The sequence below is a fragment of the Pseudomonas sp. JAI120 genome, from assembly GCF_014207255.1.
Classification (GTDB): Bacteria; Pseudomonadota; Gammaproteobacteria; order Pseudomonadales; family Pseudomonadaceae; genus Aquipseudomonas.
Genome location: NZ_JACHCZ010000002.1, coordinates 459580 through 480667 on the forward strand (window position 1 = coordinate 459580; position 21088 = coordinate 480667).

Below are 21088 nucleotides of genomic sequence, written 5' to 3' on the forward strand. Positions count from 1 at the left end.
TCAGCGCAGCCCCTCCAGCCAGCCATCGAGACTACTGAAGGCATCACTGAAGGTGCGATCAAGTTGCAACGGGGTAATCGACACATAGCCTTGCATCACCGCGTGAAAGTCCGTGCCTGGGCCACCGTCTTCGGCATCGCCCGCTGCCGCGATCCAATAGCCTTCCTTGCCACGCGGGTCGACCACCTTCAACGGTGCTGCCGCACGGGCGCGATGGCCCAGGCGCGTAAGCTGGATGCCGCGAATGTGGTCGAGGGGCAAATTGGGAATATTGACGTTGAGCACCGTGCGCGGCGGCAGGTCCAGGGAGCCATGGGCCTCCACCAGCTTGCGTGCGAAATAGGCCGCGGTGGGCAAGTTGTCCAATTGGCGCGATGCCAACGAAAATGCAAACGAGGTCCGGCCGAGGAAGCGCCCTTCAAGCGCCGCCGCCACCGTACCGGAATACAGCACGTCGTCGCCCAGGTTGGCGCCGAGGTTGATGCCCGACACCACCAGGTCCGGCTCGTGATCCAACAGGCTGTTGATCGCCAGGTGCACGCAGTCGGTGGGGGTGCCGTTCACACTGATAAAGCCATTGGCCAGAACCTGCGGGTGCAGCGGACGGTCGAGCGTCAGCGAACTGCTGGCGCCGCTCTTGTCCTGGTCGGGGGCAACCACCACGCACTCGGCGTAACCTTCCAGCGCACCATAGAGCGCGGCAAGACCGGGTGCGGTGGCACCGTCATCGTTTGATATCAGAATACGCATGGGCTGTCCGTCTGCCCCACCGGCACCAGATCAACAAGCTCGCGCACCAAGACAGTGGCGAAGCATCCGGCCGGCAGGACGAATTCCAATTGCAGAATGTCAGGCCCGGGATAATGCCACGTCAACCCGCCAATGGGCAGTCGCAGAATGCGACGTTCCTGGCTCATGCCGGCATTCACCAGCCAATCACGCAGGTCGGCTTCACCGGCGGCAACCGCCTGCTCCAACTCAAACGTGACGCCTGTCGCCGGAGAATCACCCTCGCCCCACTGCGGGCCGGTGGGGTGAAGGTCCAGGATCGCCAGGCGCGGGTCGCTGCACTCAGCCTCCCCCGCCGGAAAAAAGCTGCGACTGTCGGTGAACGCCAACAGATCGCCCACTTGCGCGCGCTGCCAGGAACCGTCGGCGACGCGCGCCGCCAGCACTTTGTTGAACAGGAAGCTACGCGCGGTTGACAACAACCGCGAACGCACATTGCGCTGCTCCGGGAGGGCCTTGCGCGCCGCCCATTCCCGCGCGTCGACGACATTGCCACCGTTGTGGCCAAAACGCTGGGTGCCGAAATAGTTGGGAATGCCGTACTGGGCAATCAATTTCAGCCGCGCGTCGATGGCGGCGGTATCACCGGCCAATTGGGTCAGGCGCAAGGTAAAACCGTTGGCCGAGTGCGCGCCACGCTGCAGCTTGCGCTTGTGGCGGGCGGTTTTCAGGATCTTGAGGGTGTCGTTTTCCGCACCGCTCATGTCCGGATCGGCCTTGCCCGGCAGTTGTACGCTGAACCACTGGCGGGTCAACGCCTGACGGTCCTTGAGCCCGGCATAGCTGACGGTGCGCAACGGCACGCCAGCCGCCTTGGCGATACGCCGCGCGGCTTCCTCAGTGTTGAGCCCGCGCTTTTCAACCCACAACCACAGGTGCTCGCCTTCGCCGGTAAGCGGAATATCGAGCACTTCGTCGACCTGGAAATCTTCAGCCGTGGCCTTCAGGACCGCGCTGCCCAGGGCCTCGCCATAGGCACGCGGGCCCAGCAGTTGCAGATCGTTCATGCGCGCAGCAACAAGGCGACGGAGTGCACCGCAATGCCCTCTTCACGACCGGTGAACCCGAGCTTTTCGGTGGTGGTGGCTTTCACGTTGACTTGATCCAATTCAATTTGCAGGTCTGCGGCAATCAGTGCGCGCATGGATTCGATATGCGGGGCCATTTTCGGCGCCTGGGCCACGATAGTGTTATCGACGTTGCCGACCTTCCAGCCCTTGGCGTGGATCAGGCCGACCACATGGCGCAGCAAGACACGGCTGTCGGCGCCCTTGAAGGTGGGATCGGTATCCGGAAAGTGCTTGCCGATATCGCCCAGCGCCGCCGCGCCGAGCAAGGCATCGCTCAAGGCATGCAATACAACGTCGCCGTCGGAATGAGCCAGCAACCCATGGTGGTGCGCAATGCGCACGCCGCCCAGGGTGATGAAATCGCCTTCAGCGAAACGGTGCACATCGTAGCCGTGGCCAATACGCATAAAAAAACGCCCCGATTTAATTCAGGGCGTGATTCTACCTACTTTTGCCTCACATTAACCGAGCAAAGCACGACCATGATGTCGCAAATGGTCTTCGATGAAGCTGGCGATAAAGAAGTAGCTGTGGTCGTAGCCAGGCTGCAGGCGCAGTTCCAGTGGATGGTTCGCCGCCTTGGCCGCTTGCGCCAAGGCTTCGGGCTTGAGCTGCACCGCGAGGAAATCGTCGCGGTCGCCCTGATCCACCAGCAGTGGCAGCTTTTCCGAGGCTTCGCCGATCAGCACACAGGCATCCCATTCGCGCCATTTGGAGCGTTCTTCTCCCAGATAACGGGAGAAGGCTTTCTGGCCCCACGGGCAATCCATCGGGTTGTTGATCGGCGAAAACGCCGACACCGACAGGTAACGCCCGGGGTTGCGCAAGGCACACACCAACGCACCGTGGCCGCCCATGGAGTGGCCACTGATGCCGCGTTTGTCCGAAGCCGGGAAATGCGCTTCAACCAATGCCGGCAATTCCTGCACCACGTAGTCATGCATCCGATAGTGCTTGGCCCACGGCTCCTGCGTGGCATTCAGGTAAAACCCTGCGCCCAGGCCGAAATCCCAGGCGTTATCCGGGTCGCCCGGTACACCTGGCCCACGCGGGCTGGTGTCCGGCGCCACGATGATCAACCCCAGTTCCGCAGCCATGCGCTGGGCACCGGCTTTCTGCATGAAGTTCTCATCGGTGCAGGTCAGGCCGGACAGCCAGTACAGCACCGGCAGCTTGCCGCCCTGCTCCGCTTGCGGCGGCAGGTAGACGGCGAAGGTCATGTCGCAGCCGAGCACATCCGAGTGATGCTTGTAGCGTTTATGCCAGCCGCCGAAGCTCTTCTGGCACGACAGGTTTTCCAGACTCATGGCCGACCTCAGAAGTGGATGACGGTACGAATGCTCTTGCCTTCATGCATCAGGTCAAACGCTTTGTTGATGTCTTCCAGGCCCATCGTGTGTGTGATGAACGTGTCCAGCGGAATCTCGCCGGTCTGGGCCATTTCCACGTAGCTTGGCAATTCAGTACGGCCGCGTACGCCACCGAACGCCGAGCCACGCCAGACGCGACCGGTCACCAGTTGGAATGGACGCGTGGAGATTTCCTGGCCAGCACCGGCAACGCCGATGATCACCGACTCGCCCCAACCCTTGTGGCAGCACTCGAGCGCGGCACGCATCAGTTGCACGTTGCCGATGCACTCGAAGGAAAAGTCCACGCCGCCATCAGTCAAATCGACAATCACGTCCTGAATCGGGCGGTCATAGTCTTTCGGATTGATGCAGTCGGTGGCGCCCAGTTGCTTGGCGATCTCGAACTTGGCCGGGTTGATGTCAATCGCAATGATACGGCCGGCCTTGGCCTTGACCGCACCAATCACGGCTGACAGGCCGATACCGCCGAGACCGAAGATGGCCACGGTGTCGCCCGGCTTGACCTTGGCGGTATTGATCACCGCACCGATGCCGGTGGTGACGCCGCAGCCAAGCAGGCAGACCTTCTCCAGCGGTGCTTCTTTAGGAATCTTGGCGACGGAAATTTCCGGCAGCACGGTGTACTCGGAGAACGTCGAGGTGCCCATGTAGTGGAAAATCGGCTGACCCTTGTAGGAGAAACGCGTGGTGCCATCCGGCATCAGGCCTTTGCCTTGGGTGGAACGAATGGCCTGGCACAGGTTGGTCTTACCCGACAGGCAGAATTTGCACTTGCCACATTCCGGGGTGTACAGCGGGATCACATGGTCGCCGACCGCCACCGAAGTCACGCCTTCGCCGATGGCTTCGACCACCGCACCGCCTTCATGGCCAAGGATGGACGGGAAGATGCCTTCCGGGTCAGCGCCGGAAAGGGTGTAGGCGTCAGTGTGGCAAACCCCGGAGGCGACCACACGCAACAGCACTTCGCCCGCCTTGGGCATGGCCACATCGACTTCCACGATCTCGAGGGGTTTCTTGGCTTCAAAGGCAACGGCAGCGCGGGACTTGATCATCCAGGTTTCTCCAGGGAGTTAAAAACTGATGGAGAGAGTGTAAAACATGCCTCCATGATTAATAATCCAGGCAAAAGCAAAACTTTATTGCTGTACAGGGACAATCAACATGCTGGAGAACCGCTGGGAAGGCATCGATGAATTCGTTGCCGTCGCCGAATGCAGCCAATTTACGGCGGCTGCCGAGCGGCTGGGTGTGTCTTCGTCCCACATCAGCCGCCAGGTGGCACGCCTGGAAGAGCGCCTGCAAACACGGTTGCTGTATCGCAGTACCCGGAAGGTGACCCTGACTGAAGCGGGTCAGACATTTCTGCAACATTGCCAGCGCTTACAGGATGGCCGCGAAGAAGCCCTGCGCGCCGTGGGTGACCTCACCAGCGAACCGAAAGGGATGTTGCGCATGACCTGCGCGGTGGCTTATGGCGAGCGTTTCATCGTGCCACTGGTGACGCGGTTCATGGGCCTGTACCCGCAATTGCGGGTGGATATCGAACTGAGCAACCGCCAACTGGATCTGGTGCACGAAGGCCTCGACCTGGCGATTCGCCTGGGACGCTTGCAGGATTCGCGCATGGTCGCCAGCCGCCTCGCACCCCGACGCATGTACCTGTGCGCGTCGCCGTCCTACCTGGCCCGGTACGGACGCCCACACAGCTTGTCGGAATTGAGTCGGCATAACTGCCTGATCGGCAGCTCGGACATTTGGCAATTGGCCCAGGACGGGCGGGAATTTTCCCAACGGGTACAGGGCAACTGGCGCTGCAACAGTGGGCAAGCGGTTTTGGATGCGGCGCTGCAAGGGGTGGGGCTGTGCCAACTGCCCGACTATTACGTGCTGGAGCACCTGCACAGCGGCGCATTGGTGTCGCTGCTGGAGGCGCATCAGCCGCCGAATACGGCGGTGTGGGCGCTGTATCCGCAACAACGGCACTTGTCGCCGAAGGTCAGGAAGTTGGTGGATTTCTTGAAAGAGGGGTTGGCCGAGCGGCCGGAGTACGGCGGTTGAGTATTGGGTGTCTAAGCGGGCCTCATCGCGGGCAAGCCCGGCTCCCACATTTGACCGAGCTGTCTGGAGAGAAGGTGATCGAATGTGGGAGCTGGCTTGCCTGCGATGAAGTCGACCTGGTGCAACTGACTACCGTCGATTGGCCCACCGCAACCGCAGCCACTCCAGGTCTTCCGGCCGGGTCACCTTGATATTGTCCGACCGCCCTTCGATCAAACGCGGCGCCTGCCCGGACCATTCCATGGCTGAGGCTTCATCGGTGATCAGCGCATCGGCCACCAGGCTGTCAGCCAACGCGCGATGCAAGGCCCCCAGGCGGAACATCTGCGGCGTGTAGGCCTGCCAGATCAAGCTGCGGTCGACGGTTTCCACCACCCGGCCCTGCTTGTCGACGCGTTTGAGGGTGTCGCGGGCCGGCACAGCCAGCAGGCCGCCTACCGGATCGTCCGCCAACTCGGCCAGCAACTTGTCCAGGTCATCACGGCTCAGGTTAGGCCGCGCCGCATCATGCACCAACACCCAATCGTCATCGCTGGCGCCCAGGGCATTGAGCTGCAGCAGGGCATTGAGCACCGAGCCCGAGCGCTCCGAACCACCGTCCGCACGTTGGATACGAGGGTCCGCGGCACACGCCAGGCTGGGCCAATACGGATCATCAGCAGCAAGACTGACCACCAACCCCTTGAGGCTGGGATGGTCGAGAAAACAGCCAAGGCTGTGTTCGAGAATAGTACGTCCGCCCAACTGCAAGTATTGCTTGGGACGGTCCGCAGCCATACGGGCACCGACGCCCGCGGCAGGTATCACGGCCCAGAAGGCCGGCAAACGGTGGCTCATTGGGCCAACTGGTAGAGGGTTTCGCCCTCCTTGACCATGCCCAACTCATGACGGGCCCGCTCTTCAACGGTCTCGGTACCTTTTTTCAGCTCAAGCACTTCGGCATAGAGGACGCGGTTGCGCTCCAGCAGGCGTTCGTTCTCGGCGTGCTGGTCGGCAATTTGCTGGGTCAGGTCTTTTACTTGCGCAAAGCTGCCATTACCTACCCATAGGCGGTATTGCAGGCCAGCCAGCAACAAGAGCAAGACGAGGAACAACCAATTGGGACTGCGCATCGAATATCGGGTATCCAGTGAAAAAACACGCCATGCAAAACTTTTACAGCAACTGATAGCACGAAGCCTGGAAGAACCAGGCTTGTGCTTGATAGCCATCAGATTAACGCCGAAATGTTCACTATCGTGAATTTTCCGACGCAATCTGCCGACTTTTTACCATCTACCGATCAGCCGCGAAACTCGCCGCGACCGTTGTACTTAGCTTTGCCGGCCAGTTGCTCTTCGATACGCAGCAATTGGTTGTACTTGGACACACGGTCAGAGCGGCACAGGGAGCCGGTCTTGATCTGGCCCGCCGAAGTGCCCACGGCCAGGTCGGCGATGGTCGAGTCTTCGGTTTCGCCGGAGCGGTGCGAGATCACAGCGGTGTAGCCCGCAGCCTTGGCCATCTGGATGGCTTCCAGGGTTTCGGTCAGGGTACCGATCTGGTTGAACTTGATCAGGATCGAGTTGGCGATCTTTTTGTCGATGCCTTCTTTCAGGATCTTGGTGTTGGTCACGAACAGGTCGTCACCCACCAACTGGACTTTTTCGCCGATCTTGTCGGTGAGGATTTTCCAGCCATCCCAGTCGGACTCGTCCAGGCCGTCTTCGATTGAGATGATCGGGTAGCGCTGGGTCAGGCCCTTCAGGTAGTCGGCAAAGCCTTCGGAGTTGAACACCTGGCCTTCGCCGGACAGGTTGTATTTGCCATCTTCGTAGAATTCGCTGGCGGCGCAGTCCAGGGCCAGGGTCACGTCGGTGCCCAGCGTGTAGCCGGCGTTGGCCACGGCTTCGGAGATCACTTTCAGTGCATCTTCGTTGGACGCCAGGTTCGGTGCGAAACCACCTTCGTCACCTACGGCAGTGCTCAGGCCACGGGCTTTCAGTACGGCTTTGAGGTGATGGAAAATCTCGGTGCCCATGCGCAGGCCTTCGGAGAAGGTCTTGGCGCCGACCGGCTGCACCATGAACTCCTGGATGTCGACGTTGTTATCGGCATGCTCGCCACCGTTGATGATGTTCATCATCGGAACCGGCATCGAGTAGACACCCGGGGTACCGTTCAGGTTGGCGATGTGGGCGTACAGCGGCAGGTCCTGGTCCTGGGCGGCGGCCTTGGCAGCAGCCAGGGACACGGCGAGAATGGCGTTGGCGCCGAGGCTGCCTTTGTTTTCAGTGCCGTCGAGCTTGATCATCGCGTGGTCCAGGGCTTTCTGGTCCAGCGGGTCTTTGCCCAGCAGCAGGTCACGGATCGGGCCGTTAATGTTGGCTACAGCCTTGAGGACACCCTTACCCAGGTAACGGCTCTTGTCGCCATCACGCAGTTCCAGCGCTTCGCGCGAACCTGTGGAAGCACCGGACGGCGCGCAGGCGCTGCCGATGATGCCGTTATCGAGAAGCACGTCGGCTTCGACGGTGGGGTTGCCACGGGAGTCGAGAACTTCACGACCTTTGATGTCGACGATTTTTGCCATTGTTGTAAACACTCCAAAGTTGACGAAAACGACGCAGCTGAAGGAAATCTTTTGACCGACCGCAAGGGTGGAACAACGGGGCAGGCTTGCAGGCGACAAGGCTCAGGCCCGTAGGCCTGAGCGTAAAGCGTGGGAAAGTCTACCGGAGAATCAACGCTTACGCGGTCTCTACCGTCGGAAAACTCTTGACCAGTTCGTCCAACTGCTTGAGCTGGGCCAGGAATGGTTCCAGCTTGTCCAGGCGCAGGGCACATGGGCCGTCGCATTTGGCGTTGTCCGGGTCCGGGTGGGCTTCCAGGAACAGGCCAGCCAGGGACTGGCTGATGCCGGCCTTGGCCAGGTCCAGTACCTGGGCACGGCGCCCACCGGCGGAGTCGGCGCGACCACCGGGCATTTGCAGCGCGTGGGTCACGTCGAAGAACACCGGGTATTCGAACTGTTTCATGATGCCGAAACCGAGCATGTCCACCACGAGGTTGTTGTAGCCGAAGCTCGAACCACGCTCGCAGAGAATCAACTGGTCGTTACCCGCTTCCACGCACTTGTTCAGGATGTGTTTCATTTCCTGGGGTGCGAGGAACTGGGCTTTCTTGATATTGATCACAGCACCGGTCTTGGCCATCGCAACGACCAGGTCGGTCTGGCGCGACAGGAAGGCCGGCAGTTGGATGATGTCGCACACCTCGGCGACCACGGCAGCCTGTTCAGGCTCGTGGACGTCGGTGATGATCGGCACGCCGAAGGCTTGCTTGATGTCCTGGAAGATCCGCATGCCTTCTTCAAGGCCCGGGCCGCGATAGGAGGTCACGGACGAACGGTTGGCCTTGTCGAAGCTGGCCTTGAACACGTAAGGGATACCCAGTTTTTCGGTGACCTTGACGTACTCTTCACAGACCTGCATCGCCATGTCACGGCTTTCCAGCACGTTCATGCCGCCGAACAGCACCATGGGCTTGTCGTTGGCAATCTCGATGTCGCCTACGCGAATGATCTTCTGGGCCATCAGGTTTACGCCTTCTTCTGGTGTTGCGTCAGTGCAGCCTTGACGAAACCGCTGAACAACGGGTGACCGTCGCGTGGAGTCGAGGTGAACTCTGGGTGGAACTGGCAAGCGACGAACCACGGATGATCCGGGGCCTCGACCACTTCAACCAGCGCGCCATCACCGGAGCGACCGGAGATTTTCAAGCCAGCCTCTTTGATTTGCGGCAGCAGGTTGTTGTTCACTTCGTAGCGGTGACGGTGACGCTCGACGATCACGTCCTTGCCGTAGCAGTCGTGAACCAGGGAACCCGGCTCCAGCAGGCAGTCTTGCGCGCCAAGGCGCATGGTACCGCCCAGGTCGGAGCTTTCGGTACGGGTTTCGACGGCGCCGGTGGCGTCTTCCCACTCGGTGATCAAGCCCACGACCGGGTGGCCGCTCTTGCTGTCGAACTCGGTGGAGTTGGCGTCTTTCCAGCCCATCACGTTACGGGCGAATTCGATAACGGCCACTTGCATGCCCAGGCAGATGCCCAGGTACGGCACCTTGTTCTCACGAGCGTATTGCACGGCGGTGATCTTGCCTTCCACGCCACGCAGGCCGAAACCGCCTGGAACGAGGATCGCATCGACACCTTCGAGCAACGCGGTGCCCTGGTTCTCGATGTCTTCGGAATCGATGTAGCGCAGGTTGACCTTGGTACGGTTGCTGATGCCCGCGTGGCTCATCGCTTCGATCAGCGATTTGTACGCGTCCAGCAGTTCCATGTACTTGCCGACCATGGCGATGGTGACTTCGTGCTCAGGGTTGAGCTTGGCGTCAACCACAGCTTCCCACTCGGACAGGTCCGCGCCGTTGCACTGCAGGCCGAAACGCTCGACCACAAAATCATCCAGGCCCTGGGAATGCAGGATGCCCGGGATCTTGTAGATGGTGTCGGCGTCTTCCAGGGCGATCACCGCACGTTCTTCAACGTTGGTGAACTGCGCGATCTTGCGACGCGAGGAAATGTCGATCGGGTGATCGGAGCGGCAGACCAGCACGTCCGGCTGCAGGCCGATGGAACGCAGTTCCTTGACCGAGTGCTGGGTAGGCTTGGTTTTGGTCTCGCCGGCGGTGGCGATGTACGGCACCAACGTGAGGTGCATCAGCATCGCGCGCTTGGCGCCGACTTCGAAACGCAGCTGGCGGATAGCTTCGAGGAACGGTTGGGATTCGATGTCACCCACGGTGCCACCGATCTCGACCATCGCCACGTCGGCATCGCCTGCACCCTTGATGATGCGGCGCTTGATTTCGTCGGTGATGTGCGGGATCACCTGGATGGTTGCACCCAGGTAGTCACCACGGCGCTCTTTGCGCAGCACGTGCTCGTAGACACGGCCGGTGGTGAAGTTGTTGTTCTGGGTCATGGTCGTGCGGATGAACCGCTCGTAGTGGCCCAGGTCCAGGTCGGTCTCGGCGCCGTCGTGTGTGACGAACACTTCACCGTGCTGGAACGGGCTCATGGTGCCCGGGTCGACGTTGATGTACGGGTCCAGCTTGAGCATGGTGACTTTAAGCCCCCGCGCCTCCAGGATGGCCGCCAATGAAGCGGAGGCAATGCCTTTCCCCAATGAAGAAACAACACCGCCCGTGACGAATATGTAGCGCGTCATGAAAAACCCTAGAAGTCTGCGTTAAAGCGGTCCGAGCCGCCGGGGAAAGCGAAGAGAGGCCGAAGCCCCCGATCACCTGCATTAATCACAGTGCACCTTTCAAAAAAACCGCCGCGTTGTGACAGACCAGCAATGAAACACCGGTACGTTGATCGCTACACATTTTTTGGAATCGCCCAGCAAAGACTGCTTGGTAATCGGCAACTGCTGCGATTCAGGCGAATCCACAGAAGTTGTATCAAGAAGGGAGCGTAGTCTACCGGAAAGGCGCTATCAGCTCAAACCTTGATCGCAGGTCTGTGGTATCCAATCTAATTGCCAGCCTTCGCGCGGTGCTCCCCGGAGTCCAGTGAGGTGAGGCACGCCGAGCAATTGCTCGCCCTGATAGAGCAGCGGCAATCTGCCACGGACGAACACTGGCACTCCACATTCATTAAGCAGACGCTTCAAGTCGCGCTGGCCTCGGCCTGGCACATCGAGCATTTCACCGCCCTGGCGATAACGGACTTCTAAAGGGCCTTCGGGCGCCTTGCCGATTATCTTCAGCAGGCCATTGCCGGGTAACTCTAGTGGGTTTCGCGGATCAGGCCAGCTCACCGACCCGTGGGAAAATTCCGACCAGACGCCAGGCAGCCACCAGATGCGCTCGCCGCAACGGTGCAATTCCCCATCGGCAAGACGCCATAAGGGCTGTGCGTCCCCCTTGGCATCACGTAGGGAATACCAGCCAGCCCAATGGTCGCTGTCGGGTAACCGGGTCAGCGGAGCCAGCCAATGGCGCAGGGCGTTGCGCTGGCGAGCATCGGAAAGTTCGCGCAGTGGACCGAGGGCCAATGATGGCAAAAGCAGCCAAGGAAACCGTGAAGGTTGATCGGCGGCTTGCAGGTCCATGCAGGCTAACTCGCCCAGCAACGCCTCGGCCTCACCGAGGTGCTCGGCAGTGCGGGCCAGGCTGGAGACGGCTTGGGGCCAACGCTCCGTCAACGTCGGGATCACGCGGTGCCGCAGGTAATTACGGGAGAAGCGTGGATCGGCGTTGGAAGGATCTTCAATCCACTTGAGTTGATGATCACCGGCATAGGCTTCCAACTCGGCGCGCGAGACATCCAGCAACGGCCGCACCAGAAAACCACCCGCCAACGGACGATGCGCAGGCATTGCGGCGAGCCCGCGCACCCCAGCACCGCGCAGCAGACGGAATAGCAGCGTTTCGGCTTGATCATCACGATGTTGGCCAGTGAGCACTGCTTCCCCCTCCCTGGCCACTTCGGTAAACGCCTGGTAACGCGCCTCACGGGCGGCACGCTCAAGGCTGGCGCCGGGCGGCACGTGCACGTGCATAACCCGCAAGGGTACGCCCAGGCTGTCGCACACCGACTGGCAATGGCTTGGCCAGGCGTCGGCAACAGCCTGCAGACCATGGTGGACATGGACAGCGCTGAGGGGCGGTAATGTTTCGGATTTTGCCAGGATGGCCAGGAGATGCAGAAGGACAGTGGAATCAAGCCCACCCGAGAAAGCGATATGCCAGGCCGGGGCGTTGCGCCAGGGGGACAGGGCTTGCAGGAGCTTGGCGGGCAAGGTTGGTTTCATCAAACGTTACCGCCGCAAATCTGGAATACGTTGACCAAGCATACACAAAGCAAATGTGGGAGGGGGCTTGCTCCCGATAGCGGTGGGTCAGTCACGAGATGTGGTGACTGAGACCCTGCAATCGGGGGCAAGCCCCCTCCCACATTAAATTACGGCGTCGGCTTACAGGCCGTAGCTCATCAGGCGCTCGTAGCGACGGGCCAGCAGCGCTTCGTTATCCAGCTTCTTGAGCATCGCCAGTTGCGAACCCAACTCGGCACGGATAGTGGCGGCGGCGGCGGCCGGGTCGCGGTGGGCGCCGCCCAATGGCTCGGCGATCACTTTGTCGACGATACCCAGGCCCTTGAGGCGATCGGCTGTGATGCCCATGGCTTCGGCAGCGTCCGGCGCCTTTTCTGCGGTTTTCCACAGGATCGAGGCGCAACCTTCCGGCGAGATCACCGCGTAGGTCGAATATTGCAGCATGTTCAACTGGTCACAGACACCGATGGCCAGTGCACCGCCAGAACCACCCTCACCGATCACGGTGGCAATGATTGGGGTTTTCAGACGAGACATGACGCGCAGGTTCCAGGCAATGGCTTCGCTCTGGTTGCGTTCTTCGGCGTCGATACCTGGGTAAGCACCCGGCGTATCGATAAAGGTCAGGATCGGCATCTTGAAGCGCTCGGCCATTTCCATCAAACGGCAGGCCTTACGGTAGCCTTCCGGACGCGGCATGCCGAAGTTGCGGCGCACTTTCTCGCGCACTTCACGGCCTTTCTGGTGACCGATGACCATGACCGGCTGGTCGTCCAGGCGAGCGATACCGCCCACGATGGCCGCGTCGTCGGAGAAGTGGCGGTCGCCGTGCAGCTCGTCGAACTCGGTGAAGATGTGCTGAATGTAGTCCAGGGTGTACGGACGGCGCGGGTGGCGGGCCAGGCGCGCGATCTGCCAACTGGTCAGCTTGCCGAAGATGTCTTCGGTGAGCGTGCTGCTCTTGTCTTGCAGGCGAGCGATCTCATCGCCGATATTCAGCGAATTGTCATTGCCGACCAGGCGCAGTTCTTCGATCTTGGCTTGCAGGTCAGCGATCGGCTGTTCGAAATCAAGAAAATTCGGGTTCATAAGCGTCCGTCTTGGGTCGACGGCCAAGGGTTGCCTGGCCAGCCGGTTGTCTATTCGCGCCCTACCTTAAGGGAGAGGCGCGTTTAGGTCGAGATTAAATGTTCAGCCGAGGTCAGGCGCTCTGACCGTCAACGGTATTGGAGGAAGACGTTGTCACGGCCGAACTGGTCACGCAAAGCTTGAATCAAGCCATCAGCAGGATCAATTCGCCAGGTCTCACCGAACTGCAACATCGCCTTGGCGTCGTTGCCGGTGTACTCCATGGTCACCGGGCAAGCGCCGCGATGACGCTTGAGCAGGTCACCCAACCAGCGTAGCTGATCGCCCTTGAGGGCTTCGGTTTTCACCTTCAGGCGCAGGCTTTCGGCCAGGTTGGTGCGTGCATCTTCCATGCTCATCACCCGCTTGATCCGCAGACGCAGGCCGCCGGAGAAGTCATCGTTGCTGACCTCCCCTTCCACCACCACCATGGCGTCGGTCTGCAGCAGCGACTGCGCAGAGTGAAAGGCGTCGGCAAACAGCGACGCTTCGATCCGGCCCGAGCGGTCGTCGAGGGTGATAAAGCCCATCTTGTCGCCTTTTTTATTTTTCATCACCCGCAGGGCGATGATCATGCCGGCGACGGTCTGGGTATCCCGCGCCGGTTTCAGGTCGATGATGCGCTGACGGGCGAAGCGGCGGATTTCGCCTTCATATTCGTCAATCGGGTGGCCGGTGAGGTAGAGGCCCAAGGTGTCTTTCTCACCCTTGAGGCGTTCCTTGAGGGTCAGCTCCTTGGCCTTGCGATGGTTGGCGTACACATCGGCATCTTCTTCGACGAACAACCCGCCAAACAGGTCGGCATGGCCACTGTCGTGGGTCCGAGCGGTCTGTTCGGCGGCCTTGATCGCTTCTTCCATGGCGGTGAGCAGCACCGCGCGGTTGCGGTCGATATTCGCCTGGTAAGCCTTCGGCTCATCATGAAAATACGGCCCAAGACGGTCGAGTGCGCCGCTGCGGATCAGGCCATCGAGGGTGCGTTTGTTGATGCGCTTGAGGTCAACCCGCGCGCAGAAGTCGAACAAATCCTTGAACGGCCCGTCCTGGCGCGCTTCGGTGATGGCTTCCACCGGGCCTTCGCCCACGCCCTTGATAGCGCCCAGGCCATAGATGATGCGACCTTCGTCGTTCACCGTGAACTTGAACTCCGAGGCGTTCACGTCCGGTGCGTCGAGGCGCAGCTTCATGGTGCGCACTTCCTCGATCAAGGTCACGACCTTGTCGGTGTTGTGCATATCCGCCGAGAGTACCGCAGCCATGAACGGCGCCGGGTAGTGGGCTTTCAGCCAGGCGGTCTGGTACGACACCAGGCCGTAGGCGGCGGAGTGGGATTTGTTGAAGCCATAACCGGCGAATTTTTCTACCAGGTCGAAAATGTTACCGGCGAGGTCGGCGTCAATATTGTTGGTGGCGCACCCTTCAATGAAACCGCCGCGCTGCTTGGCCATTTCCTCGGGCTTTTTCTTACCCATGGCACGCCGCAGCATGTCCGCGCCACCGAGGGTGTAGCCGGCCATCACCTGGGCGATCTGCATCACCTGTTCCTGGTACAGGATGATGCCGTAGGTCGGCGCCAATACCGGCTTGAGGCCTTCGTACTGGTAATCGGAGTGCGGGTACGCCAACTCGGCGCGGCCGTGCTTACGGTTGATGAAGTCATCCACCATGCCCGATTGCAGCGGGCCCGGACGGAACAGCGCCACCAGTGCGATCAAGTCTTCCAGGCAGTCGGGCTTGAGCTTTTTGATCAGCTCTTTCATGCCGCGGGATTCAAGCTGGAACACCGCCGTGGTTTCGGCTTTTTGCAGCAAGGTGTAGGTCGGCTTGTCGTCCAGCGGGATAAACGCGATATCCAGTGGTTCTTCGTTGACCTTGGCGCGGTCGCGGTTGATGGTCTTGAGCGCCCAGTCGATGATCGTCAGGGTCCGCAGGCCGAGGAAGTCGAACTTCACCAGGCCGGCCGCCTCCACATCGTCCTTGTCGAACTGGGTAACCAGGCCGCCGCCCTCTTCATCGCAATAGATCGGAGAGAAGTCGGTCAGCTTGGTCGGCGCGATAACCACGCCACCGGCGTGTTTACCGACGTTACGCACCACGCCTTCGAGCTTGCGCGCCATGTCCCAGATTTCGGCGGCTTCTTCATCGACCTTGATGAAGTCGCGCAGGATCTCTTCCTGCTCGTAGGCTTTTTCCAGGGTCATGCCGACTTCGAACGGGATCATCTTCGACAGGCGGTCCGCCAGGCCGTAGGACTTGCCCTGCACCCGCGCCACGTCACGGATTACCGCCTTGGCCGCCATGGAACCGAAGGTGATGATCTGGCTCACAGCGTTGCGGCCGTATTTCTCGGCCACGTATTCGATCACGCGGTCCCGGCCGTCCATGCAGAAGTCGACATCGAAGTCGGGCATGGAGACCCGTTCCGGGTTCAGGAACCGTTCGAACAGCAGGTCGTATTCCAGTGGATCGAGGTCGGTGATCTTCTGAACATAGGCGACCAGCGAGCCAGCACCCGACCCCCGGCCCGGACCTACCGGTACGCCGTTGCTCTTGGCCCACTGGATAAAGTCCATCACGATCAGGAAGTAACCGGGGAACCCCATCTGGATGATGATATCCAGCTCGAAATTCAGCCGGTCGACGTAGACCTGGCGCTTGGCCTCGTAATCTTCGGTGGTGTCCTTGGGCAGCAGGACGGACAGACGCTCCTCCAGACCATCAAACGACACCTTGCGGAAATACTCATCGATGGTCATGCCATCGGGAATCGGGAAGTTGGGCAAAAAGTGTTTGCCCAGCTTCACTTCGATATTGCAGCGTTTGGCGATCTCAACGGAGTTTTCCAGGGCCTCGGGCAGGTCGCTGAACAGCTCGGCCATCTCCTCAGCGCTCTTGAGGTACTGCTCTTCGCTGTAGTTCTTGGAACGACGCGGGTCATCCAGGGCCCGGCCTTCACCGATGCACACGCGGGTTTCGTGGGCCTCGAAATCTTCCTTCTTGATAAAGCGCACATCGTTGGTCGCCACCAAGGGCGCGCCCAGCTTGTCGGCCAGGGCTACGGCGGCGTGCAGATGCTCTTCATCGTTGGGGCGGTTGGTGCGCTGGACTTCCAGATAGAAACGGTCGGGGAAGACCTGCATCCACTCCCTTGCCAGCACTTCGGCTTCATGGGGATTACCGCCCAGCAGCGCGATACCGATCTCGCCCTCTTTGGCGGCCGACAGCATGATCAGGCCTTCGCTGGCCTCGGCGACCCATTCGCGCTCGATGATGATCGAGCCGTTGCGCTGACCGTCGATAAATCCACGGGAAATCAATTCGGTGAGGTTGCGATAACCCACGCCATTCATCGCCAGGAGGCTGATGCGGCTCAGGGGGTTATCCGGGTCTTTGTTGGACAGCCACAGGTCGGCGCCGCAGATCGGCTTGATGCCGGCGCCCATGGCGTTCTTGTAGAACTTGACCAGGGAGCACATGTTGTTTTGATCGGTAACCGCGACCGCAGGCATGTTCATGCCCACCAGGGTCTTGACCAGCGGTTTGATCCGTACCAGGCCGTCGACCAGGGAGTATTCAGTGTGCAGGCGCAGGTGAACGAATGAAGCCGGCATAGTGATCCTGTCCAGAAACTTAGAAACAACAAGGCCCGGGATTGTACCGGGCCTTGGCAAAAACATCAGCCTTGCGACTAAACCTCGCTGAGGTTCTCGCGCAGCTCATAAGCCTGGCGCACCGGGGCAAACGAGCGCCGGTGGATCGGCGTTGGACCGAGACGGGCCAGGGCTTCCAGATGAACGGGCGTCGGATAGCCCTTGTGCCCTCCGATGCCGTAGCCGGGGTAGATCAATTCGAACGCCGCCATTTCACGGTCTCGGCTGACCTTGGCCAGGATCGACGCCGCTGCAATGGCGGGCACCTTGCTATCGCCCTTGACCACCGCTTCAGCCGGCATCGCCAGCTTCGGGCAACGGTTGCCGTCGATCATCGCCAGTTTTGGGGTGATATGCAGACCTTCAACGGCACGCTGCATGGCCAGCATTGTGGCGTGCAGAATGTTCAATTCGTCGATTTCTTCGACTTCAGCCCGGGCGATATGCCAGCTCAGGGCCTTTTCACAGATTTCGTCGTAGAGTTTCTCACGACGCGCTTCAGTGAGTTTTTTCGAGTCGTTGAGGCCCAGGATCGGACGGTTCGGATCAAGGATCACGGCCGCCGTAACCACCGCACCACACAGCGGACCGCGCCCCACTTCGTCAACACCGGCCACCAGTTCGTGGGTTTGGGCAACCAGGCTGAAATCCAGGCCTATTTGCGTGCTCATAAAGCTTCCTGTTTTTGGCCGATCAAGGTCAATACGGCGTCCGCCGCCTGGTTCGATGCATCACGGCGCAGGGTGCGGTGGATGTCGTCAAAACCACGGGTCTGTTCTTCGCCGCCGTCGATCAAGGGTAGTAGGGTTTGCGCGAGGGCTTCGGGCGTTGCATCGTCCTGCAACAACTCCGGCACTAACAGGCGCTGAGCCAGCAAGTTGGGCAGGGAGATGTAAGGACTTTTGACCATGCGCTTGAGAATCCAGAACGTCAGCGGTGCCAGGCGATAGGCCACGACCATCGGGCGCTTGTACAGCAGCGCCTCCAAGGTCGCGGTACCCGACGCGATCAGCACGGCATCACAGGCCGCCAAGGCCAGGTGCGACCGACCGTCGAGCAGGGTCAATGGGAGATTGCGACCGACCAGCAGTGTCTCGATTTGTGCACGCCGTTGCGGGCTGGCGCAGGGCAACACGAAACGTACCCCGGGCTTCAAGGCTTGAAGGCGCTCGGCAGCATCGAAAAACACGCTGGCAAGACGGCCCACTTCGCCGCCTCGACTGCCCGGCATCAGCGCGACGAGCGGCCCTTCGGGCAGGCCAAGTTCGGCACGGGCAGCCGCACGATCAGCCTGCAAAGGAATACTGTCAGCCAGGGTATGCCCGACAAACCGTACCGGCACGCCCTTCTCCTCGTAGAACCTGGCTTCGAACGGCAACAGGGTCAACATCAGGTCGCAGCCTTCGCGGATCTTCAACACACGCTTCTGCCGCCACGCCCACACAGAGGGGCTGACGTAGTGCACGGTCTTGATCCCGGCCTGACGCAACTTGAGTTCGATATTGAGGGTGAAGTCCGGCGCATCGATTCCGATAAAGACATCGGGCTTTTCTTCGATCAGCGTCTGGATCAGCAGCTTGCGACGAACCAGAAGCTCACGCAAGCGACCCAGCACCTCGACCAGGCCCATGACCGACAGACGCTCCATAGGGAAGTATGACGTGAGGCCTTCGGCCTGCATCAGCGGGCCGCCGACACCGATAAATTCCACCGCAGGGTGCCGGGCCTTGAGCGCCCGCATAAGACCTGCGCCCAAAATGTCGCCGGAAGCTTCTCCGGCCACGAGCGCGATACGCAGAGTATCCATGATCAGCGGGTGATGCCGCGGGTCGAAGCCTGGATCGAGTCACGGAACACCGCGACTTCCGGAAACAACGCTGCTGGCTCGGCCAGTTGGATCAACGCCTGGTCTACCGTCAGCCCCTGACGGTAGACCACCTTGTAGGCACGGCGCAGGGCGTGAATCGCGTCTTCGCTGAACCCACGACGGCGCATGCCTTCGAAGTTCATGCTGCGGGCTTCGGCCGGGTTGCCGAACACCGTGACGAACGCTGGAACGTCCTTGCCGATGGCGGTGCCCATGCCGGAAAAACTGTGGGCGCCGATATGGCAATACTGATGCACCAAGGTAAAGCCGGACAGGATCGCCCAATCGTCAACGTGTACATGGCCAGCCAACGCCGTGTTGTTGACCAGGATGCAGTGGTTGCCGATCACGCTGTCATGGCCGATATGGGCATAGGCCATGACCAGGTTGTGATCACCCAGCGTGGTCTCTGCACGATCCTGCACGGTGCCACGGTGAATGGTCACGCCTTCACGGATGATGTTGTGATCACCGATTACCAGGCGCGTCTCCTCACCCTTGTACTTCATGTCCGGGGTGTCTTCGCCTACCGAGGAAAACTGGTAGATGCGGTTGTGTTTGCCAATGCGGGTCGGACCTTTGAGGATCACGTGCGGCCCGATGACAGTCCCCTCGCCGATTTCCACACCTGCGCCGATGATCGACCAGGGGCCGACCTCAACGTCGGCGGCCAGTACGGCCGACGGATCGATGATTGCGCGAGGGTCAATCAAACTCATAGTTTGCGTTCCGCACAGATGATCTCGGCCGAGCACACCGGCTTGCCGTCTACCGAGGCCTGGCATTCGAACTTCCAGATCTGGCGCTTGCAGCTGATGAACTTGGCTTCCAGGATCAACTGGTCACCCGGAGTAACCGGGTTGCGAAAGCGCAACTTGTCGGAGCCCACGAAATAGTAAAGCGTGCCGTCGGCAGGCTTGAGGTCGAGCATTTTGAAACCAAGGATACCGGCAGCCTGGGCCATTGCTTCGATGATCAATACGCCCGGCATAATGGGATGCGCGGGGAAGTGACCGTTGAAGAACGGTTCGTTGATGCTGACATTCTTGTAGGCACGAATGCGCTTTTCCTCAACATTGAGGTCCACTACGCGGTCCACCAGCAGGAACGGGTAACGGTGAGGCAGGTATTCGCGAATCTCGTTGATGTCCATCATTTCGGGGGGAAGCCTGTAATAAAGATTGGGGGCGGGCGACTAAACGCACGCCCCGCTAGCAAATCAAGGAGGCAGTCTAGCGGCTGTGCACACTTGATATGGAAATGGTATCAGCCTTCAGATGAAGCATTACCGCCAGGGGTCACGTCCCCAACACGCTTTTCCAGCTGTTTGAGACGTCGAGCCATGTCGTCGAGCTGCCTCAAACGTGCTGCACTCTTGCGCCATTCAGCTGCGGGCTGCATGGCGGTACCAGATGAGTAGGCCCCCGGTTCGGTAATCGAGTGGGTCACCATGGTCATGCCGGTGATGAAAACGTTGTCGCAAATATCGATATGCCCCACCAGCCCTACGCCACCGGCGAGCATGCAATGCTTGCCGATCCTGGTGCTGCCGGAAATGCCTACACAGGCGGCCATGGCGGTGTGATCGCCAATCTGCACGTTGTGAGCGATCTGGATCTGGTTGTCGAGCTTCACGCCGTTACCAATCACGGTATCGGCCAGGGCTCCGCGATCGACAGCCGTGTTGACACCGATTTCCACGTCGTCGCCGATCAATACACCGCCGACCTGGGCAATCTTGTGCCAGACGCCTTTCGAGTTGGCAAAGCCAAAGCCTTCACCACCGATCACGGCACCCGATTGAATCACTACACGCTCCCCGATACGCACATCGTGGTACAGGGTCACGCGAGGCGCCAACCAACCATCGGCACCGATCTCGCAGCGCGCACCGATAAAACAATGGGCACCGACCGTCACACCTGCGCCAATGCGCGCGCCACTCTCGATCACCGCAAAGGCGCCAATGCTTGCCGCAGGATCAACCTGGGCATCATCGGCGATCACCGCCGACGCATGAATACCGCCGGCTGCCTTGGGTTTCGGATCGAACAGGTGTGACACCCGCGCATAGGCCAGGTATGGGTCGGGTACCACCAGCGCATCCCCGGCAAACCCTTCGGCATCAGCTGCCTTCAACAACACGGCTGCAGCCTGGCTGTCGACGAGGTATTTACGGTATTGAGGGTTTGCAAGGAAGCTCAACTGAGCTGGGCCAGCCTCCTGCAAGGTGGCTAGCCCAGTGATTTCCTTCTCCTGGGAACCACGCAAGGTGGCTCCCAGGAACTCGGCCAACTCGCCGAGCTTGATAGTCGCGGTCATGG

19 protein-coding genes are annotated in these 21088 nt (G+C 60.3%); 1 reads left to right on the top strand and 18 read right to left on the bottom strand.

The genetic code is table 11. The features are described 5' to 3' along the window. From surE to HDC32_RS13965, 5 genes are read right to left on the bottom strand one after another with little or no spacing between them, the layout of a single operon-like run. Complete coding sequence (surE, locus tag HDC32_RS13945; RefSeq protein ID WP_131697244.1) at positions 1–750, bottom strand: 5'/3'-nucleotidase SurE; 750 nt, start codon at positions 748–750, stop codon at positions 1–3. Next, positions 738–1796: a tRNA pseudouridine(13) synthase TruD gene (truD, locus tag HDC32_RS13950; protein ID WP_184744462.1), complete on the bottom strand. Its 1059-nt coding sequence runs from the start codon at positions 1794–1796 to the stop codon at positions 738–740. Before truD ends, surE begins: the two co-directional genes overlap by 13 nt. Further along, entirely contained in the window at positions 1793–2266 is a 474-nt protein-coding gene (gene ispF, locus HDC32_RS13955) for a 2-C-methyl-D-erythritol 2,4-cyclodiphosphate synthase (RefSeq protein WP_012722614.1), read from the bottom strand. Before ispF ends, truD begins: the two co-directional genes overlap by 4 nt. A 54-nt stretch (positions 2267–2320) precedes the next feature. After that, positions 2321–3166: an S-formylglutathione hydrolase gene (gene fghA / locus HDC32_RS13960; RefSeq protein WP_145335039.1), complete on the bottom strand. Its 846-nt coding sequence runs from the start codon at positions 3164–3166 to the stop codon at positions 2321–2323. An 8-nt stretch (positions 3167–3174) separates the two neighbouring features. Next, entirely contained in the window at positions 3175–4287 is a 1113-nt protein-coding gene (locus HDC32_RS13965) for an S-(hydroxymethyl)glutathione dehydrogenase/class III alcohol dehydrogenase (protein ID WP_017137160.1), read from the bottom strand. Between the two features lie 109 nt (positions 4288–4396). Between HDC32_RS13965 and HDC32_RS13970 the strand changes: the two genes are divergently transcribed. Continuing rightward, positions 4397–5293, top strand: a complete 897-nt coding sequence (locus HDC32_RS13970) for a LysR substrate-binding domain-containing protein (RefSeq protein WP_167654849.1) — start codon at positions 4397–4399, stop codon at positions 5291–5293. Between the two features lie 129 nt (positions 5294–5422). Here the strand turns inward: HDC32_RS13970 and ispD are convergent, their stop codons facing one another. The 13 genes from ispD to lpxD form a co-directional block, all read right to left on the bottom strand. Next, positions 5423–6130, bottom strand: coding sequence for a 2-C-methyl-D-erythritol 4-phosphate cytidylyltransferase (ispD, locus tag HDC32_RS13975; protein ID WP_131697247.1), 708 nt, complete (start codon positions 6128–6130; stop codon positions 5423–5425). Next, positions 6127–6405, bottom strand: coding sequence for a cell division protein FtsB (ftsB, locus tag HDC32_RS13980; protein WP_131697248.1), 279 nt, complete (start codon positions 6403–6405; stop codon positions 6127–6129). The genes ispD and ftsB overlap by 4 nt, the downstream gene beginning before the upstream one ends. A 170-nt stretch (positions 6406–6575) precedes the next feature. Next, positions 6576–7865 (bottom strand): phosphopyruvate hydratase, encoded by a 1290-nt coding sequence (gene eno, locus HDC32_RS13985; protein WP_027604464.1) that lies wholly within the window; start codon positions 7863–7865, stop codon positions 6576–6578. 157 nt (positions 7866–8022) lie between these two features. Continuing rightward, positions 8023–8868 (bottom strand): 3-deoxy-8-phosphooctulonate synthase, encoded by an 846-nt coding sequence (gene kdsA, locus HDC32_RS13990; RefSeq protein WP_010212442.1) that lies wholly within the window; start codon positions 8866–8868, stop codon positions 8023–8025. Between the two features lie 5 nt (positions 8869–8873). Beyond that, a complete protein-coding gene (locus tag HDC32_RS13995) occupies positions 8874–10505 on the bottom strand; it encodes a CTP synthase (RefSeq protein WP_053137224.1) in 1632 nt (543 codons plus the stop codon). Positions 10506–10778: 273 nt separating this feature from the next. Next, positions 10779–12098, bottom strand: coding sequence for a tRNA lysidine(34) synthetase TilS (gene tilS / locus HDC32_RS14000; RefSeq protein WP_184744464.1), 1320 nt, complete (start codon positions 12096–12098; stop codon positions 10779–10781). Positions 12099–12260: 162 nt separating this feature from the next. Beyond that, the gene (locus HDC32_RS14005) at positions 12261–13208 is read right to left on the bottom strand and encodes an acetyl-CoA carboxylase carboxyltransferase subunit alpha (protein WP_003172288.1); all 948 of its coding nucleotides are present in this window, start codon (positions 13206–13208) and stop codon (positions 12261–12263) included. Positions 13209–13336: 128 nt separating this feature from the next. Continuing rightward, positions 13337–16858, bottom strand: coding sequence for a DNA polymerase III subunit alpha (dnaE, locus tag HDC32_RS14010; RefSeq protein WP_131697250.1), 3522 nt, complete (start codon positions 16856–16858; stop codon positions 13337–13339). Positions 16859–16935: 77 nt separating this feature from the next. Next, entirely contained in the window at positions 16936–17568 is a 633-nt protein-coding gene (rnhB, locus tag HDC32_RS14015; RefSeq protein WP_027604470.1) for a ribonuclease HII, read from the bottom strand. Further along, complete coding sequence (gene lpxB, locus HDC32_RS14020) at positions 17565–18707, bottom strand: lipid-A-disaccharide synthase (protein WP_184744930.1); 1143 nt, start codon at positions 18705–18707, stop codon at positions 17565–17567. Before lpxB ends, rnhB begins: the two co-directional genes overlap by 4 nt. Beyond that, entirely contained in the window at positions 18707–19483 is a 777-nt protein-coding gene (gene lpxA, locus HDC32_RS14025) for an acyl-ACP--UDP-N-acetylglucosamine O-acyltransferase (protein WP_025855134.1), read from the bottom strand. The genes lpxB and lpxA overlap by 1 nt, the downstream gene beginning before the upstream one ends. Continuing rightward, complete coding sequence (gene fabZ / locus HDC32_RS14030) at positions 19480–19920, bottom strand: 3-hydroxyacyl-ACP dehydratase FabZ (RefSeq protein ID WP_003172281.1); 441 nt, start codon at positions 19918–19920, stop codon at positions 19480–19482. The genes lpxA and fabZ overlap by 4 nt, the downstream gene beginning before the upstream one ends. Positions 19921–20030: 110 nt before the next feature. Continuing rightward, positions 20031–21086, bottom strand: coding sequence for a UDP-3-O-(3-hydroxymyristoyl)glucosamine N-acyltransferase (gene lpxD / locus HDC32_RS14035; protein ID WP_131697251.1), 1056 nt, complete (start codon positions 21084–21086; stop codon positions 20031–20033). Positions 21087–21088: the final 2 nt, after the last annotated feature.